Genomic DNA, 17232 nt, shown 5'->3' on the forward strand with positions numbered 1-17232 from the left:
AAAGGCTAGGCCATGACGCATTATGGGCGATTAAAGCCACAAGGCTATCTTCCCCGTCAGATTGACACCTTGGTCGAAAGGCGTCTCGCTGAGTTCGGCGCAGTGGAGATTCGGGGTACGCGCTGGTCGGGGAAATCGTGGACGTCGCGTGCGTTTGCTGAGAGTGTCGTGCGCATCGACGAGGGGATCGCCCTCTTCGAGGAGGACCCGGCTCTGGCGCTGCTTGGCGAGCGCCCCCACGCCATAGATGAGTGGCAGGACGTTCCCGCTATTTGGAATCACGTGCGCCATGCCGTGGATGACGCCGCCAACGCACCCGGTCAGTACATCCTCACAGGGTCTTCCACTCCTCCTGAAAAAGGGAAGCTGCATAGCGGCGCCGGACGCATCTCCCGCATTCGCATGCGCACCATGACGTTGGCCGAGCGCGGAGTTTCCAATGGTGCCGTTTCGTTGAGCGGGCTTTTCGATGGCAGCTTCGCCCCAGCTGCCAACAGCGTGACCCTGGAAGACTATGCGGGCATCATCTGCCACGGCGGATGGCCCGCACTGTTGGGCGCTTCCGACGAGCGGGCCCAAGGGACCATCGGCGAATACCTCGACCTGCTTTTCGATGTGAGCATGAAGAAGATGGGCCGCGACCCCGTTCTTGCTCGTCGCGTTGCGGTGGCTCTTGCGCGCAATGTGGGGACGGCGGCCACCTTGAAAACACTGTGCGATGATGCCGCAGCGGGCGATCGGGCGCCCACGGAGGAGACTGTTGCCGCCTATCTTGCCGATTTCTCCCTCAACTATTTTTTGGACGAGCTGCCTGGCTGGGACGCACCGGTGAGATCGCGTTCGCGAGTGCGCACGAAGCCGAAGCGCTACTTTGATGATCCGTCTATGGCCGCGTCGCTTCTGTCGGTGGACTCGTCGCGTCTACTTGCCGATGGTCAGCTGTTCGGCGTGCTCTTCGAGTCGTTGTGTTATCACGATTTGGCGGTGTATGCGAGTCTGCTTCCCGCTGCGGGCGCAGCGCCTGTAAGGTACTATGCGGACGCGGACGGTTTGGAGGTCGACCTTGTCATCGAATTGCGCGATGGCCGCTGGGCTGCCTTCGAGGTGAAAATGGGCGAGTCGAAAGTGGACGCTGCGGCCAAGAGCCTCAACCGCCTTCGGGCGAAGATCGCCGCTAATCCGGCCGCGCGCAACAAGGAGCCTGAGTTTCTGGCGGTGCTCGTGGCTGCTGGCTCCTATGCTCGCCGCCGCAAGGAAGATGGCATCTATGTCATCCCGCTGGCAACGCTAACGGCATAGCTGCGTCGGGCCCCTGACGTTGTCACGATATCACGAGATAAGCGAGGGGGCGAATATGGAGTGAGAAAGCGAAATCGCGTGCGGGATGCTCAGCACTCTGCTCCCGGTTCTGCAAGGAGGTTGGGCGATGAATGCTGTTTGGGAAAGCCACTACGCCGGATTGCCTGCGGAAGGTGGCGCCGTCAGCCGGTGCTTTATGGCATTGGAAGGTGTGGCGTGGACGGGAAAGCGCGTGCTGGATGTGGGCTGTCGCCGTGGCAAGGGCGTCTTCAAGCTGAGCGAGCAGGTGGGTGCCGACGGCTATGTGGTCGGCGTCGATTGGCGGTCGGATTTCGTGGATGCAGCTCGCGCGGCGGCTCCAGCTGCCCTTCAACGCAGCGGTTTGCCTGACAGCAACATGGAGTTCCGCGTAGCCTTTCCAGAAGATCTGGCCGTAGCCGGCCTGGCCGATGCGTCGTTCGATGTGGTATACCTCAACAACGTCTGCGTGCTGTTCGCCGACCCCCTGCAGGCGCTGCGCGAATGCGCGCGCGTGCTAGTGCCGGATGGTCTGCTGGTGATGGAAGCTCCAGTGGCGGCCCAAAATCCGACGGCAGCAGATTTGGCCGCCGCTTACGCCGAGGGCGACAGCCTGAGGGCTGCCCGTCCTCTGCAGCAGCTGGAAAGCTGGCTGTCCGATGCCGGCTTTCGTCGACTCAGCGCGAACGCGCGGGACTTTCCTTCTGGCAATCGGGAGGCGCAAACGGTTATCCTTCATGCGGAAAAGGCGAACTGACGAGGATGTCTCCTTTGTCGCTAGATGTCAACGTGAGAGGGCGTTACCTCCAGGGGGCTGACCCTTCGTTTGGGCGCTGCGTTGCCGTACGCGGCTTCCCGTTGCTGTGCTTTCAATCGAGGAGAAGATGCCTGGGCGATCACAGAAAGGCCGCCATGTACACCGGGAAGTAGGTTACAGGGCCATTCACTTCGACGTTCGATTCGCAGAGAACCACTGCTTGCCCTATGCCGTAATTCGCGGTCGCAAGAAGCTGCGTGAGGGCGCTGTGCCGCTTATAGGTTTTCCCAGACTTTACCTCAATGGGCAGAACGCCGGTCCTGTCCTGAATGAGAAAGTCTATCTCCCCGAGTTTCCGGTTGCGGAAAAAGAAGCCTCCGCGGCCATGGGCGTGAAGCTCCTGAGCGACCGCGTTCTCGTAAATCGCTCCATAGTTCACACTGAAGTCGTTTGACACGAGATCCCGCACGACCTCCATGCCGCATGCTGCTGACAGCAAGCCGACGTCGTTCATGAAGAGCTTGAAGAAGCTTCGGTTCTCCACGAGCCGAAGCGGCCGCTTGGGCTCGGATACGTTCCGAACCGGGATGGCGACCCCGGCATCCACCAACCAGATGAAATCGTCCCTGTATCGCTCGTAGGTTCCCCTAGGGGCGATGGCCGAGAAGTTGAAGCGCTTGGTCTGCGAATCAAGCTGGGACGGCATCTCGTCGAATATCTCGCGGATGGCGAGCTTCTTGTTTCCGCTTGCGTATTTCGCAATATCATATCGATAGAGTTGGATGATGTCGTTCTGGCGCCTGACAAGGGCCTGCACGTCGTAGTCTTCGATAAATCCGCTCACAGGGCGCGGCATTCCCCCCGCGAGCAGATAGCGATGAAAGAGCTTGAGAAACCGGTCGTGAACGGCCTGGTTGATGGGACGCCTTTGCGCGAAGGCGTCTGCAATTTCGCCCCAAGCTTCTTCTCCCACCCCATTCGCCCAGCAGAATTCCTGGAAGTCCAGAGGGTGCATCTCCACGATATGCAGATAGCCGACAGGCGCCGAGCGGAGATCCTTCAGCTCAACGCCCAAGAGAGAACCCGAGAGAATGTAGTCGTAGTCGGTGCGCTGCGTGAGGTACTTGACAAGCGTGAGCGCTTCTTTGCACTCCTGCACCTCGTCGATGAAGATGGCGGTGCGGCCCTTCTCGAGGGGCGCATCGGCGTACGCGGAGATGGCCAGGAACAGGTCCTGGGAGGAGCGAGCCGCATCGAATGCGTTCAGCACCTCTGTCTGATCAATCAAGTCGAACTTGACGACATTGCGGTAATGCTCGCGGACGAACTTGTCGATGAGGAAGGTTTTGCCAACTTGACGCGCGCCCATGACCAGAAGCGCCTCAGTGCCTTTCGTGTTCTTCCATTCTCGCAGCAGCTTCTCAGCTTTTCTCTCGAGCATAAGCGCCACCATTACCCTTATATGACCTGCTGTTATGTATTTTGCAAACCTATATTATCAGGGGAAATAGTACTTTGCAAACCACTATTCGATTCAAATTGCGTATCTTGCTAACCTTTTCAAGTACTCAGATCGCCAAAAAAGCGGCCCCGTGGGGCCGCTCGTGCGGTTGGGTGGTGCCGATGGAAGGCATTTGATGAGAAGCGCCGGGGATAGGGAATCCGGCATCCGAGGAGGTTGTCGTCTCGGATGCCGCGCAGGGTGTCCGTTGCCCCGGCGTCGTTCCGGATGCCCTTCGCCCCGGACCCCGCTGCTAGGCGCGATCCTCGCTGAGGTAGCGGCGCTCTCGCAGGTTCGCAAATCCGCGAACGGCGCCGCTTCCCAAGGGCGCCTGAAGGCGGGTGGCCGCTTTACGGAGGGGTCCGCGAAGCGCCGCGCGTCCGGCGCGCCTCCCTACTCCTCGTACAGCGAGAAGTCGTCCTTGCCCACGCCGCACACAGGGCAGACCCAATCCTCGGGAATGTCCTCGAAGGCGGTGCCGGGCTCGATGCCGCCGTCGGGGTCGCCCACCTCGGGGTCGTAGATGTAACCGCAGACGTCGCAGATGTACTTGCTCATGGGAACCTCCCTGATCGTTGGATGCCCCGCGCCCACGGCTCAGCCGCCGTGCGCGGAATGCTCGGGTGCGCCGCGAGTTGGCAACGCCGATGCGGCACGGGCCCATCATGCCACGAACCGCGCCTTCCGGCCGCCGCCGCGCTGCTTTGAAACCAGACGGTGAATCAGCGTCCGCGCCCCCCCCTCTGCCGAGGGCGACTCGGCGCCGTCCCTTCCGGCGGCATTCCGGTTGCCGTTTCTCTCGGCCCCGAGTCTTCTTGCAAGCAGATGCCCAGATGGAGACAAGAAAAGCAGCGGAAAACTAATCAATGACGGCGGGGCAACGAAAATCGAGCTCGTCACCTAAAGCCGCTGGAAGAGCGCAGGATACGGCATGAACCTGCGAGCAAAGTGCGCCCTGGTTGCGGCCGGGCGTCTCGGAAAGGAAGCGGCAATGATCACCCAAGAGCAGCAAACGATCGTCGATCATGCCCAGCTGCAGAAGATCAACGGCTGGCAGCACATCAAGGTGAAGGGCACCCCCTACGAGTGCGGTTTCCAGGAGGGCTACCTTCTGGCCGACGAGTACGCCGACGCTCTGCGCGTGTACAAGTTCATGACGCTGGAAAGCTTCGGCATGGACTACGACTGGTTCGCCGAACAGGCGCTGAAGCTGCACCGCGACATGATTCCCACGCGCTGGCTTGAAGAGCTGCGCGGCATGGCCGAGGGCCTGACCGCCGCCGGCGTGCCCACCACCACTGACAACATGATCGCCTGGAACGACTGGATGGAGATCACCGGGTACTGGTGGCCCCAGAACGCCGGCAAGGTGATGAGCCGCCCGCTCATGAAGACCCATCGCAAGGAGCACTGCTCGGCCATCGTGGCCACCGGCTCGGCCACCGTGGACGGCAAGCCCTACTTGGGCCACGAGAGCTTCGACGAGTTCTGGAGCGGTCAGTACTTCAACATCTGCAAGCGCGTGGAACCCGACGACGGCTACGCCTTCATCATGCAGGCGTCGGCGCCCTGCATGCTGTCCTCCATGACCGACTTCTACGTGACGGCCGCGGGCCTGAACATCACCGAGACCACGCTTGCCGGCTTCGACCGCTACGACGACGCGGGCATGCCCGAGTGGGTGCGCATCCGCGATGCCGTGCAGTTCTCGGCCACCATCGACGAGTTCGTCGACCGCCTGAACAAGCAGAACAACGGCGGCTACGCCAACGCCTGGCTCATCGCCGACCACAACACCGGCGAGATCGCCCGCTTCGAGCAGGGTCTGGAATTCACCAGCCTGGAGCGCACCTTCGACGGCGCGTACTTCGGCTGCAACGCCGTGTTCGACCCGCGCATCCGCAACCTGGAGTGCAAGGACAACGGCTTCAACGACCCGCGCCAGCAGACCGGCGCCCGCCGTCAGCGCTGGATGGAGCTGATCGATCAGTACTACGGCAAGATCGACCTGGAAGTCGTGAAGAAGATGCTGGCCGACACCTACGACGTGTACCTGGGCTACAACTGCCCGTCGAGCCGCGACATCTGCGCCCATTACGATGTGGACCCGCAGTACTACGCCGACGACCCCGATGCCGTGTGGAACATCCCGTTCTACCCGGCTGGCTCGTGCGACGCCAAGGCCGCCGGCCCCGACGACGTGAAGAACCTGAAGATGTGGGGCCGCTACGGCCGCGCCGACGGCGTGGAGTTCAACGCCCGCGATTTCATGGACCAGCACCCGCTGTGGAAGTGGATGGACGGCTATCTGCAAGATCGACCCACCCAACCCTGGACGCTGTTCGACTAGGCGCCCCTTCCGGGAATTCGGACGCGCCCGCCCCTCCACGACGGCCCGCCCTTTCCATATAACGTCACCCTGCCATCAAGATAGGAGTATCGGTTATGAAGATATCCAAGGAACAGATCGCCAAGATGTCGGAGGCCTACAAGAAGGCCGAGACCCAACACGTGGCCCAGCGCGCGGTCACCAAGAACGGCATCTTGGAATCGTCCGAGAGCGTGGAGGTGCTCGAGCGCATGAGCCCGAAGAACTTCGCGTTCTCCATCGACGTGGACGACCAGGCCGTGGCCAACCAGAAAATGTCGGGCCGCTGCTGGATGTTCGCCTGCCTGAACGTGCTGCGCTTCCATATTGAGAAGGAGCTCGACCTGCCCCGCGGCACCTTCGAGCTTTCCCAGGCCTACCTGGCGTTCTACAACAAGCTGGAACGTGCCGCGTGGTTCTTAGAGCACGTGGTTGCCACGGCCGACAAGCCCTTCGGCGACCGCGAGGTCGACTGGCTGCTCACCACGCCCATGGCCGACGGCGGCGACTGGGATATGGTCTGCGCGCTCGTGAAGAAGTACGGCGTGGTGCCGCACGAGGCCATGAGCGAGACCCACTGCACCAACGACACCGCCGAGCTGAACACGGTGCTCTCGCACCTGCTGCGCCAGGATGCGCTGAAGCTGCGCACCATGGCCCAGGAGGGCAAGGACACCACGGCTACCCAGGAGGAAATGCTCTCCGAGGTGTACCGCGTGCTGGCCGTGTGCTTCGGCGAGCCGGTACAGAAGTTCGATTTCACCTACAAGGACGCCAAGGGCGGCTACCATGCCGATCTGGGCATCACCCCGCTTGAGTTCCTGAAGAAGTACGTGCCCATCAACTTGGACGACTATGTGGGCGTCATCAACGTGCCCGGCGACGACAAGCCCTACGGCCGCGTGTACGCCATCCAAGATTCCGACCAGATTCCCGAGCGCCGCAACCTGTACCTGAACGTGCCGATGGACGAGCTGAAGGGCTACGTCATCGACACGCTGAAGGCCGGCGAGCCCATCTGGTTCGGCTCCGACGTGCTGCAGCACTGCGACCGTGAGGCCGGCGTCATGGCCTTCGACCTGTACGACCTGGAAGCCATGTTCGGCGTGAAGTTCACCATGGACAAGGCCGAGCGCTTCGCCACCCACGAGAGCCTGCCCACCCACGCCATGACCATCGCCGGCGTGGAGATCAAGGACGGCAAGCCCACCAAGTGGAAGATCGAGAACAGCTGGGGTACCGAAAACGGTGGCAAGAAGACCGGCAACAACGGCTATTTCGTCTGCAGCGACGAGTGGTTCGACAACTTCGTCTACGAGGTGGCCATCCGCAAGGACCGCCTGAGCCCCGAGATGCAGAAGGCGCTTGAGGGCGACCCCATCGTGTGGCCGTTCTGGAACACCTTCAACCCGGTGTCCGACTAGGCGCGTCGGCACCACCCACCTGTCCATTGCCCGGTGGGCACGGGACGCACCGTCCCGCCGGGCCTTTCGTTAAGGGGTAAACCATGAGCTCCCAAACCGCTTCTCATCCGGCGAAGGCGCCGGCGAAGGGCGCAGCGAAGGCCAGCAGTGGAGCCTATATTAGCCTCATGGCATTGGTCATGATGAACGTGACCATCATCGGCAGCGTTGCCAATGACGTCCAGCAGGCTTATTACGGGCTGTCCTCCGTTACGCTCTTTATCATCGGCGCCCTCGTGTTCTTCCTGCCGACCGGCCTGGTGGCCGCGGAGCTGGCCTCCGGCTGGGGCCAGCGTGGCGGCATCTTCCGCTGGGTCGGCGAGGCCTTAGGCCCCGGATTGGCATTCACCTGCCTGCTGATCCTGTGGTTCCAGACCTCCATTAACTTCGGTTCCGGCGTGGCCTCGGCCTCGGCGACCATCGGCTTTTACACGCCCGATTGGGACTGGGCCGTGAACTTCATGAACCATCCCGAGAACCAGTTCTTCATCATCTTAGCGTGGCTCGCCTACTACTGGGGCCTTACCTTCATGGCCACCAAGGGCGTGAAGGCCTTCGCCCGCATCACGAAGTACGGCGTTATCATCGGCACGTTCATCCCGCTGGCCTTCATCGTGATCTTCACGGTGGTGTGGCTGGCCCAGGGCAACGTGTCCAACGTCACGCCCACGCCCGAGGCCTTCAACCCGTTCGCGGGCGGCTTCAACCTGACCACCATGGCGCTGGCCGCCGGTGTGTTCTTCAGCTTCGCGGGCATCGATATGAACGCCGCCCACATCAAGCAGCTGAAGAAGCCCCAGAAGGAATTCCCGATGTCCATCTTCATCGCCATGATCCTGACGCTGATCATGTTCATCGCGGGTACCGTCTGCATCGCCATCGTCACGCCGAAGTCCGACATGAACCTGGTCTACGGTCTGTACCAGACCTACAAGATCCTCGGCGCCACCTTCAACTGCCCGTGGATCTACGTGGCCTTCGTGTGGGTCGGCCTCGGCGCCTCCATGGCGTCGCTCGTTACCAACATGGCGGGCCCGTCGTTCATGCTCGGGCAGGCCGGCCGCTCCGGCTTCCTGCCGAAGGTGCTGCAGAACTCCAACAAGCACGGCATGCCGAGCCGCCTTATGTACCTGCAGATGGCCTTCATGACCGCCGTCGCCTTCCTGTGCTTCCTCATCCCGAACATCGAGGGCTTCGTCATCCTGATCACCCAGGCCATCACCATCCTGTACATGATGTACTACGTGCTCATGTTCATCTCCTTCCTGAAGCTGCGCCACGACCAGCCGAACCGTCCGCGCCTGTTCAAGGTGCCCGGTGGCAACGTGGGCGCCTGGATTGTCGCCGGCGTGGGCCTTGTCGCCTGCCTGTTCGGCATCGTGCTGGCCATCATCCCGCCGGCCCAGGTGGCCCAGGAAGTGGGAAGCCCGGTGACCTACGTGGTGGTTATCGTGACCATCATCCTGGTGACCTTTGCCATCTGCTTCGGCGTGTACCAGGCCTCGCGCCGTCACAACTGGGTTGACCCGAACAACGTGTTCGCGCCGTTCACCTGGCAGCTCGAGGGCCTGAAGAAGCCCCAGCGCGTGCTATCGAACGTGCCGTCCGAGCTGATGAGCGAGGGTCAGAACCCCATGGGCATGCCCGTGAAGAAGCTGTGGGACCCCAACGAGCAGATCGTGCTGCCCGACGAGTACGTGCCCGGCAAGCATCATCCGTCCTCGCCTGCCATTGAGGCCGGCGACGACCCTGCGGCCATGAACCATCCGGTGAAGACCAACGGCACGGCTATCGGCGCTCTGGCGGCCATTCCCATGAGCCAGCCGGCGGTTATCTCGAAGAAGGCCGGTATCGGCACCGCGGCCACTGTGGGACTGAAGAAGGGCCTCCAGGAGAGCGCCGAGCCGGTACGACTGGACGCCGAGGTGCCCGCCGCTCCCGCCGACGAGGTAGCGGCCGAGCGTGTGCCGCGCGATCCGGTGGCTGACGCCCAGCGCGCCACAGCGGCCGAGCATGCCGCCGAGGCTGCCGAGAAGGCGTCCGAAGCTAAGGCCCACGCCTACGCCGTGGAGGCCGAAGCGCTGGAGCAGCAGGTTGAGGCCGATAGCGATCTGGCCTCGGCCCGCCGCGAGGTGAAGGAGGCCAAGGCCGCGGCCGACCAGGCCAAGCGCGAGGCCGCCCATCCGGCCGGGGGCGCTGCGGGTGCCGTAGGCGCTGCCGGTGCCGCGAGGGCCGCAGGTGACACGGCCGCGGGCGATACGACCGGTGCCGCAGGCGGTCCGGCCGGCGCCGCGAAGGCCGGCGGCGCGGATGCGGGCTCCGCATCCGGTACTGGGGCCGCGAAGTAAGTTCTTCCGCATCGGGCCGTGCCGTCGGGGCTTCGGCGGCACGGCCCGTGAGAGGCTAAGAAGAGGTGTTCTCAATGAGTGCAAATGGAAAGACAACGACGGGCGCGCCGCCGAAGGCGCCCGTGGCGGTCGCAGCCGCCTCGACGGCTGGTGCGGCCACGGCAACGGACGCGGGCACGGCCGCCCGCCTCTCTATGCCGGAGAATAACGGGACGAAGGTGACCAAGCCCACCGTGGCCACCAAGCAGAAGGCCGGCGACGACTTCAAGGCCACCCTCACCGTGAAGGATATGGTGGTATGGGGCCTCATCACCATGGTGCCCATCTCGCCCATGGCCGTGTACGGCGGCGTGTTCGCCGATTCCGGCGGCATGCCCACGCTTGCGTTCCTCATCGGATTCGTGGCCGTGCTGTTCTCGGTGTTCTCCTTCGGCATCATGATCCAGCATTTCCCGTCCTCGGGGTCTATCTTCACCTACGTGAGCCACGTGTTCGGCAAGATGCCCGGCTTCATCGCTGGCTGGCTGATGCTCTTGCAGTACCTGGTCAGCCCGGCTATGGTGTACCTCATCGCCGCTATCGCCATTCACAGCATGCTGCCCGATGTGCCTATTCTGGCGCTGTGCTTCGGGTTCCTCATCATCGTGGCCATCGTGTCGCTCATCGGCATGAAGACCGCTATGGTGGTGAACAAGGTGGCCCTCGTGGCCCAGCTGGTCATTCTGGCATTGTTCGTGGTGTGCGGCGTGATGTTCGTGGTGCAGCATCCTGAGAGCGCGAACTTCTCGCTGACCAACGTGTTCAACCCCGGCAAGTTCGAGTTCGGCGGTACCATGTCCGCCGTGTCGCTGGCGGTTATGTCCTATGTGGGCTTCGGCGCCATCGCCACGCTGACCCAGGAGGCGAAGGACCCCAAGCACGGGCCGTCCCGCGCTATGATGGTCATGGCCGTGCTGCTGTGCGTGCTGTACGTGCTGCAGTGCTTCATCGCCACGTGCATCGACCCGTCGGGCGCAGCGTTCGCCGGCGACACCGATAACGCCTTCTACCTGGTGGCCAAGATGGCCGCCGGTCCCTGGCTCATGGTGGTATGCGCCGTGGGCGTGGCTTTGGCCCAGGGCGTGTTCACGGCTATCGCGCAGCAGAACTCCATCGCCTTCGTCATGTTCACCATGGCTAACGGCGGCTGCTTGCCCAAGTTCATGGGCAAGATGGACAAGCGCACGAACTCGCCGCTGAACGCGGTCATCTTCATCATCGCCCTGTCGGTGGTGCTGACGCTTATCTTCCAATTCAGCGGTATCGACATGAACACCGTGGTGAAGATCTCGAACTTCGGCGCGCTTTCCACCTACACGATGCTGAATGTAGCCGTCATCGTGTTCTGCTGGGTGCAGCTGAAGGAGCGCAAGGGCGCGAAGGCCCTGTTCATGCACCTCATTTTCCCGGCGCTGGGCGCGGCGGTGTGCTTCGCCATCATGCTGTCGGTGGGCAGCGTCGCCCTTATCGTGGGCGTCGCCTTCATCCTCATCGGCGTGGCCTACTACCTGGTGCTCACCAAAGTGATGCACCGCCAGATCAACCTCGGATAGAAGAGATCAACCTCGGACAGGGAAGAGGCGCAAATCGGTTCTGCACGAAGGAGCACAACCTGGTTTTACGCGAAGGGGCGACCGTCAGGCCGCCCCTTCCTTGCGCTTGAGCGTGAGAACCGTGTCTTTTTTCGGCTGTGATGCATGCGCGCTTTTTATTCCATCCGTAGCAGGCACGCGGGGTCGCAAAAGTACCGTTGTGATGCATTTCCGGCACAGAAAATAGCCTGCGAAGGGCTGCAGGGTGCAAAACCTGCATCACAACCGAACAAATTTGGCACCAGAAACGCTCTGATGCTACCGGGCGCGCGGTCGGTACATCGTTGTCGACAAAAAGCGTCCTGCGGCAACTCGATGCAGGAACCCCGCGACAACCCCACAGGAGCCCAACAATCCCGCAGCGACCCGGCAGCCCTCCGGCAGCCCCGCAGCGACCCGGCAGCCCTCGACAACTCTGCGTGGTGGCGTTGAGCGGAGGCCCCAGATGGCGCCTCGCCCTGCGAGTTCGCAGGGCGATATCCATGGTGGATTCGCATGAAGAACCCAGGTGATTGCCTACAAGGAGGCTCTTTGCCTCATAGATCGTGACAGCGGCTTGCGGTGCATGTTACACTACGCCCTCACGAGCCAGTGCGAATCCTGTTTCTCGCAGACCGTGCTCGGAGGCTGTGCCCGGGCTTCCGCATACCAGATTCGCAAGATCCTCTCATCACGGGTATGGGAGGAGTGCGCCATGGGACGTTCGTCTGTTTCCCGTAAAGCCTCGCGCGTTGTCTGCTTCAGCCACGAAACTGCCCTTCAGATATGGAAAGTCGCCTCGGTTTCTTCTCACGAAGGCAAGATGCGTCCGGCTCGTGTTCGGTGCTGTCCGGCTCGCCCTGCTACGGTAGAAGATGTGTGTTCGGCGCGTGCTTACTTGGAAGATCGTTTCTCTGACCTCTCTCTTGCATTGCCTGTTCATGTTGTGAGCTCGTCCCCGTCGAGAAACATGCGCACCAATCTGTTTGCAGCCCATACGGATGCGAGCAGTTTGCCCCGAGGGGCCTTGGTCTCTCTTGGGCCCAACGTGCATGTCGCAAGCGCTCCCTATGTGTTTGTGCAGATGGCCTCCAGGCTGCCTTTTGTCGAATTGCTGGAGTTGGGGTACGAGCTTTGCGGCACCTATCGCCGGGGCTGTGGAGGAGGTACGGTGCGATATCAGGTTGCCCCGCTCACCTCCACGCGACAGTTGGCGCAGTTCGTTCAGCAGAATCCTGGTATGAAAGGGGTGAAACGGGCCCGCCGTGCTCTTCGTTATCTTGCCGATGGGTCCGAGTCTCCGAGGGAGACAAAATGCGCGTTGCTGTTCGGCCTGCCAGCGGCTTTGGGAGGATACGGCTTGGGGATCCCGAAGATGGGCCATCAAGTAGAGTGTTCCGACGAGGCGCGCGCTATCGCCGAGACGCGGACTTTGCGCTGCGATTTGTATTGGCCCGCGGCGCGCTTGGACATGGAGTACCAGAGCCGCGAGTTTCATGAGGGAGAGCTGCATCGTATTCGGGACTCGCGGCGCGTTAACGCGCTGCGGACGATGGGGATTGATGTGACGCTTGTTACCGAGAGCGAGCTTGACGGTCTGTTTGCTTGCGATGTCATTGCGCAGACCGCCCGGAAGAAACTGGGGAAGAAGGGCCGGAAGCATGCGTTTAACGTCCACGAGCGGCGGTTGCGGCTACGGCGCCAACTGGGACTGCCTCTTGAGTCCCGCCGTACTTTCGAAAGATAGCAACAGGGGTAATGACGGCTCTTCGGGTGAGGGCCGAGGCTGCGAGGGGGTGCGGTATTGCTGGGTGAACCTGAGGTGCTGCGCTGGCGTAGAAAGTTCGGTTGTGATGCAATGCGGGGCGGTTGTGCGCGTTTACGGGCGACGAATGTCGCTCAAAGTGCGGTTGTGATGCAAAGCGAATGGCTTTTGCGAGCTTTGCGTTTGCGGAAGGTGCTACTTTTGCATCATAACCGTGTGTTTGGCGGCAACTGAGATGTGGTTTGCGCGCACGTTGGGCGCCCCTGCATCGCAAGCGTCTTTTTTGGTCTGGCGGAGTGGGGATTCGTATGCCCCGACGCGATGCGATCTTGCGGAATGCCGTGCCGCGGCCCAGCTGTTTCTGCGGCAGCTTGGCGGCAGAGGGTCGGCTGGCCGCTATCGCATCGCGGCTCGCAGGGCCTCTTCCAGGGCGGCGAGGTCGTCGGGGGTGGTGGACCAGCTGGTCGCGAGACGAATGACGGTGCGGCCATCCCCCAGCTTTTCCCACGTGCTGAAGCGGATGCGCTCGGCTAGCGCCTCAGCTTGGGCATTTTCCAAGACGATGAACTGCTGGTTGGTGGGGCTTTCTCGGAAGAACTCGCAGCCGGCGTCGCGCAGGACGCGGCGCAGCTTGGCGGCGGCGTTCATGGCCGTTTGTCCCACTTCGGCGTAGAGGCCGTCAGTGAACAGGGCGTCGAACTGCACGCCGAGCAGGCGCCCCTTCGCCAGCAACGCCCCGTGCTGCTTCACGTGGGTGAGGAAGTGGCGGGGCATGCCGCCGCGGGGGAACACCACGGCCTCGCCGCAGAGGGCGCCGCACTTGGTGCCGCCGATGTAGAACGCGTCCACCAGGCGTGCAATGTCGGGCAGGGTGACATCGGTTTCGGGGGCGGCCAGACCGTAGGCGAGGCGTGCGCCGTCCAGGTACAGGGGAATCTCGTAGCGGCGGCACACGGCGGCCAGCGCCTCCAACTCGGCGAGGGAGTACAGCGTGCCCAGCTCGGAGGGGTGGGCTATGAACACCATGCCCGGGAACACCATGTGGGTGAAGCTGGCGTCGGCGTAGAAGGCGTCCAGGTAGGCCTCCACATCGGTGGCGTTCAGTTTGCCATCGTGTTCGGGCAGGGTGATCACCTTGTGGCCCGTAGCCTCGATGGCGCCGGCCTCGTGGGCGGCGATGTGCCCCGAATCAGCCGCGATGACGCCCTCGTAGCCGGCCAGCAGCGCCGAGATGACCACGGCGTTGGTCTGCGTGCCTCCCGTGAGGAAGAACACGTCGGCGGTCTCGTCGTCGCAGGCTGCGCGGATGCGAGCCGTTGCGCTCTCGCAGAAGCGGTCGCTCCCGTAGCCCGGCGCAGGCTCCAGGTTCGTGGCGGCCAGTGCCTCCAGCACGCGCGGATGGGCACCGGTGGAATAGTCGTTCTCAAAGGAAATCATGGGGCCTCCTCGGGTTTGCGATCTTCCCATTATTCCACAACGTCGAAGGCGGCGCGTGAAACAGGTTGGCCCATCGGGCTCCTGGTAATTTCCCGCCGGCTCCTCGGAAGTCCTCGTGATTTCCCGGCGACTTCCCGACGGTCTCGATCCTCTGGGGCACCCCATGGCGTCCCGTGACAAAGTTACCCCTCTTAATGCACGTTTTCGGACTTATATAGACAGTCAGGGATGCGGACGAAGGCGAACCAAGGAGAGATCAGCTGACTATTCCGAATAATGCCTGGTCAGATGTGCGTGAAGAAACCGGTGGAGACGGTATCCCCCGGAAGGCGAAAAACGAAAGCCTATATAAGTCCGAAAACGTGCACGGAAAGGGGTGATTTTGTCACGGGAGGGCTGAAATTCGGAATGTCGGATCGCTCTTCTTTTTGGTATTACAATGTCCCGTGAAAACGGGCACGACCTGGAGAGAGCAGTCGGTCGCGGGGCGTGCTTTGGGCTAAAGTATGATGTGCGACCGGAAAAGCGCAGAGCAGCGGCATGGCGATTGGTAAGGTATCGGAAAAGCGAAAGGCGGCTTGGCATGGCTATCGATAAGGTGAAGGCGTATTTTGCGGCGTTGGGGCGTGAAGAGGACATTGTGGAATTCCCCACATCCAGCGCTACGGTGGAACTGGCGGCCCAGGCCGTGGGTTGCGAGCCGGCGCGCATTGCCAAGACGCTGTCGTTTGCCGTGGGCGATCGGGTGGCGCTCGTGGTGTGCGCCGGCGATGCCCGCATCGCGAACCCGAAGTTCAAGGCTCAGTTCAGCTGCAAGCCGCGCATGCTTCCCGCGGAAGATGCCGAGGAGCGCATCGGTCATGCCGTGGGTGGCGTGTGCCCCTTCGCCGTGAACGAGGGCTGCGACGTGTACCTGGATGAATCGCTGCGCCGCTTTGAGGTGGTGTATCCCGCCTGCGGTAGCTCGAACAGCGCCATCGCCCTCACTCCCGATGAGCTGGCTGCCTACACCCCGGGCAGCTCGTGGGTGGACGTCTGCAAGCTGCCGGAGTAGCACGCGGCTGCGACAGCGGTCGCACTGGCCATGCTGCGGGCTGCTTTGGCGCTTCTCTCCTTCGATGCGACGTCGATGCTTATAGGGGGCTTCTCGCTGCGGCGAAGCCGGGGAGGCCTATTACCTATGGTGCCCGACGTTCTGTTTCGACTTCGCTGAATCGGCAATCGCCTTCAGCTCGTTGCGGGAATGAACACCGAGTTTTTCGTAGATGTGGCGCACATGCACCTTGGCGGTCCCCTTGGCGATGACAAGAGTTTCGGCTACTTCGGAAATGTTCTTTCCCTGCACGAGAAGAAGGAGCACGTCTTCCTCGCGTGGCGTGAGATCGTAGCGTCTGCGAATGATCGAGCAGGTAAGAGCGAGTTCTTCTTCTGCAGACGGCTCGTTGTCGGTCACGCCTTCCCTGCTGGGGTTTTCTCCGATGGAAGGCATTGGCCAACCGGCGCGTTGGTTCGGCCCGCGCCACAGAATAAGCGCGAAAGCTACGATGAGGGCCGCAATGGTAATCGCCATGACCAAATCGGAGAGAATTGAGTGGCCGCACCAGGCGATTATCGCATTGTCGACAAGGCGGCCGAGCAAGGAGAAGATGGCGCGGATACCCCTTTCCAGTCCAAACAGCAAGATGGCGCTGAAGCCGAAGCGCCGGGAAATATTGCAAAGAAGGCAGAAGATGAGAATGGAGAATGCCGTGTAGCTGAACGAAGCGCAGAGATTGGCGAAAACGGCGCCAACGTAGTTGTACGCTGATACGAAGACGAGCGAGCAGACCATCGCCGGCAGCGCCACACGCTGCATGACATCCAGGTCGAATCGATCTCGAAAGCAGGTAATGCCGACGAGGACGATAGACGACGCGGCGACAACGCCGAAAGACGACATGGGACCCATGACGGCGGTCAGCTCGTTTTCGCGCAGTCCATAGGCAAAAGCGTACAGCGACATGAGGGCTATGGGCATCCAGGGCAAGGGGGCGGTGGTCTTTTTGCGAACAGGTAGATGATCAGGCGGCACCTGCTTGAATCCGGATAGCACGCAGGCCATGGAGGCGAGGGGAAGAAGCGCCGAGACAATGCTGAGATACGGCATGATGAAGCCTCGGCAGATAAGGATGACGGCCGCGCCGAAGAGAATGGATGCGGCGTAGTACACCGCAACCTGGTAGGGGCTGAGGCATGCGTAGAGCTCCGACCAGGCAAGAATGAGGAACGCAATGCCAACGCCGCAGATGACGGCCGAAGGAACGGCGATGCGGGGGGCAAGCTCAGGCGCTCCAAGGGCGATGAAGTTCGCGAGGGAGCCGGTCGCAACAGCGACGGCGGAAAGCCACAGGAGCTTCCGCTTCCGGAAAAGGGGGTCGATCGCCCGGTGCAGAAGCGCGCATGCGAGGAGCGCGAGCACCATGGCGGCATCAAAGAGATTCTGGCCTGCAAGGGGAAGGGTGGGAAAAGGCACCCACGTTCCCACGTAGGCGACTTCTATCCATGCCCGATAGAGTCCGAGCCCGAGGAAAACCAGCGGTATTTTAGGCAGCTGCGCTTTCAATATCTTCCCTCCTCGATTCCCCATTATAGTCTCAGATGCGGAAGAACTCGATGGACATTGGTTT

Annotated in this window: 12 protein-coding genes; 8 read left to right on the plus strand and 4 right to left on the minus strand. The window is 61.9% G+C overall.

What is annotated here, in order from left to right; translation table 11 throughout:
* Positions 1–12 precede the first annotated feature (12 nt).
* On the plus strand, positions 13–1299 hold the full coding sequence (locus tag VIN30_RS02080; protein WP_338208889.1) for an ATP-binding protein: 1287 nt from the start codon (positions 13–15) through the stop codon (positions 1297–1299).
* Between the two features lie 127 nt (positions 1300–1426).
* On the plus strand, positions 1427–2074 hold the full coding sequence (locus VIN30_RS02085) for a class I SAM-dependent methyltransferase (RefSeq protein ID WP_338208890.1): 648 nt from the start codon (positions 1427–1429) through the stop codon (positions 2072–2074).
* Positions 2075–2213: 139 nt separating this feature from the next.
* Here the strand turns inward: VIN30_RS02085 and VIN30_RS02090 are convergent, their stop codons facing one another.
* Complete coding sequence (locus VIN30_RS02090) at positions 2214–3515, minus strand: ATP-binding protein (protein WP_338208891.1); 1302 nt, start codon at positions 3513–3515, stop codon at positions 2214–2216.
* A 453-nt stretch (positions 3516–3968) separates the two neighbouring features.
* Complete coding sequence (rd, locus tag VIN30_RS02095; RefSeq protein WP_326424964.1) at positions 3969–4133, minus strand: rubredoxin; 165 nt, start codon at positions 4131–4133, stop codon at positions 3969–3971.
* Positions 4134–4566: 433 nt separating this feature from the next.
* Between rd and VIN30_RS02100 the strand changes: the two genes are divergently transcribed.
* From VIN30_RS02100 to VIN30_RS02120, 5 genes are all read left to right on the plus strand, one after another.
* The gene (locus VIN30_RS02100; protein WP_326424963.1) at positions 4567–5925 is read left to right on the plus strand and encodes a C45 family peptidase; all 1359 of its coding nucleotides are present in this window, start codon (positions 4567–4569) and stop codon (positions 5923–5925) included.
* 95 nt (positions 5926–6020) lie between these two features.
* Positions 6021–7367 (plus strand): C1 family peptidase, encoded by a 1347-nt coding sequence (locus VIN30_RS02105; protein WP_326424962.1) that lies wholly within the window; start codon positions 6021–6023, stop codon positions 7365–7367.
* An 83-nt stretch (positions 7368–7450) separates the two neighbouring features.
* Positions 7451–9754, plus strand: a complete 2304-nt coding sequence (locus VIN30_RS02110) for an APC family permease (RefSeq protein ID WP_338208893.1) — start codon at positions 7451–7453, stop codon at positions 9752–9754.
* A gap of 74 nt (positions 9755–9828) precedes the next feature.
* Entirely contained in the window at positions 9829–11346 is a 1518-nt protein-coding gene (locus tag VIN30_RS02115; RefSeq protein WP_326424960.1) for an APC family permease, read from the plus strand.
* A gap of 733 nt (positions 11347–12079) precedes the next feature.
* Entirely contained in the window at positions 12080–13111 is a 1032-nt protein-coding gene (locus VIN30_RS02120; RefSeq protein WP_326424959.1) for a DUF559 domain-containing protein, read from the plus strand.
* A gap of 414 nt (positions 13112–13525) precedes the next feature.
* Here the strand turns inward: VIN30_RS02120 and VIN30_RS02125 are convergent, their stop codons facing one another.
* Positions 13526–14566, minus strand: coding sequence for a threonine aldolase family protein (locus VIN30_RS02125; protein WP_338208894.1), 1041 nt, complete (start codon positions 14564–14566; stop codon positions 13526–13528).
* Positions 14567–15149: 583 nt separating this feature from the next.
* Between VIN30_RS02125 and VIN30_RS02130 the strand changes: the two genes are divergently transcribed.
* Positions 15150–15620 carry a YbaK/EbsC family protein gene (locus VIN30_RS02130; RefSeq protein WP_326424957.1) on the plus strand — a complete coding sequence of 157 codons (471 nt, stop codon included), beginning with the start codon at positions 15150–15152 and terminating at the stop codon, positions 15618–15620.
* A gap of 120 nt (positions 15621–15740) precedes the next feature.
* Here the strand turns inward: VIN30_RS02130 and VIN30_RS02135 are convergent, their stop codons facing one another.
* Positions 15741–17168 carry a response regulator transcription factor gene (locus VIN30_RS02135; protein WP_326424956.1) on the minus strand — a complete coding sequence of 476 codons (1428 nt, stop codon included), beginning with the start codon at positions 17166–17168 and terminating at the stop codon, positions 15741–15743.
* Between the last annotated feature and the right edge of the window lie 64 nt (positions 17169–17232).

The sequence above is a fragment of the Adlercreutzia wanghongyangiae genome (genome assembly GCF_035989245.1).
GTDB lineage: Bacteria > Actinomycetota > Coriobacteriia > Coriobacteriales > Eggerthellaceae > Adlercreutzia > Adlercreutzia wanghongyangiae.

What these genes read in the sequence shown, in the direction of transcription:
- VIN30_RS02080 (WP_338208889.1), top strand. Translation starts at nt 13, where the DNA reads ATGACGCATTATGGGCGATTAAAGCCACAAGGCTATCTTCCCCGTCAG.
- VIN30_RS02085 (WP_338208890.1), top strand. Translation starts at nt 1,427, where the DNA reads ATGAATGCTGTTTGGGAAAGCCACTACGCCGGATTGCCTGCGGAAGGT.
- VIN30_RS02090 (WP_338208891.1), bottom strand. Translation starts at nt 3,515, where the DNA reads ATGCTCGAGAGAAAAGCTGAGAAGCTGCTGCGAGAATGGAAGAACACG.
- rd (WP_326424964.1), bottom strand. Translation starts at nt 4,133, where the DNA reads ATGAGCAAGTACATCTGCGACGTCTGCGGTTACATCTACGACCCCGAG.
- VIN30_RS02100 (WP_326424963.1), top strand. Translation starts at nt 4,567, where the DNA reads ATGATCACCCAAGAGCAGCAAACGATCGTCGATCATGCCCAGCTGCAG.
- VIN30_RS02105 (WP_326424962.1), top strand. Translation starts at nt 6,021, where the DNA reads ATGAAGATATCCAAGGAACAGATCGCCAAGATGTCGGAGGCCTACAAG.
- VIN30_RS02110 (WP_338208893.1), top strand. Translation starts at nt 7,451, where the DNA reads ATGAGCTCCCAAACCGCTTCTCATCCGGCGAAGGCGCCGGCGAAGGGC.
- VIN30_RS02115 (WP_326424960.1), top strand. Translation starts at nt 9,829, where the DNA reads ATGAGTGCAAATGGAAAGACAACGACGGGCGCGCCGCCGAAGGCGCCC.
- VIN30_RS02120 (WP_326424959.1), top strand. Translation starts at nt 12,080, where the DNA reads ATGGGACGTTCGTCTGTTTCCCGTAAAGCCTCGCGCGTTGTCTGCTTC.
- VIN30_RS02125 (WP_338208894.1), bottom strand. Translation starts at nt 14,566, where the DNA reads ATGATTTCCTTTGAGAACGACTATTCCACCGGTGCCCATCCGCGCGTG.
- VIN30_RS02130 (WP_326424957.1), top strand. Translation starts at nt 15,150, where the DNA reads ATGGCTATCGATAAGGTGAAGGCGTATTTTGCGGCGTTGGGGCGTGAA.